Source organism: Oleiphilus sp. HI0128, assembly GCF_001635365.1.
Genome location: NZ_LWGG01001613.1, coordinates 1 through 744, shown reverse-complemented (window position 1 = coordinate 744; position 744 = coordinate 1). Strand labels below are relative to the sequence as shown.

1 protein-coding gene is annotated in these 744 nt (G+C 48.5%); it reads right to left on the bottom strand.

Annotated elements, in window-relative coordinates:
- The coding region (gene ftsY, locus A3763_RS26330) for a signal recognition particle-docking protein FtsY (RefSeq protein ID WP_068760757.1) at positions 1 to 744 on the bottom strand (744 nt) is incomplete at both ends.

Below are 744 nucleotides of genomic sequence, written 5' to 3'. Positions count from 1 at the left end.
TCCGCCTCAAAGGGGCGTAAATCATCTATTTGCTCACCAACACCAATAAAGCGAATCGGTAGGCCTAACTGTTTAGCGATAGCGAAAATGATCCCGCCTTTTGCCGTACCGTCCAGCTTGGTTAAGCTGATACCACTTACACCAACTGCTTGTTGGAATACTTGGGCTTGGCTTAGTGCGTTTTGGCCTGTACCGGCATCGAGAACCAACATCACTTCGTGGGGGGCGGTATCGTCAACTTTCTGCATAACTCGGACAACTTTTTCAAGCTCGCTCATTAGGTTGTCTTTGTTTTGAAGGCGGCCAGCGGTATCGGCGATTAGAATATCAACCCCTTTAGACTTAGCCGATTCAACTGCATCGAATATGACTGATGCACTGTCGGCGCCGGTGTGTTGGGCAACAACAGGCACATTGTTGCGCTCACCCCAAACCTGTAGCTGTTCAACTGCTGCAGCTCTGAAGGTATCGCCTGCTGCTAACATGACAGAATGTCCCTGGCTCTGGAAACGCTTGGCCATTTTGCCAATAGTGGTTGTTTTACCCACGCCGTTGACACCCACAACAAGAATGACAAAAGGAGAGTCACCAGTCTTTATTTCTAAAGGTGAATGGCTAGCTTTAAGCAGCCCGCTTAGTTCGTCCTTGAGTACAGCGTGCAGGCTATCGGCGTCCTTCAGTTCTTTTCGGTCGGCACTTTCGGTAATTTTATTGATAATTTCAGAAGTCGCTTCAATACCAACG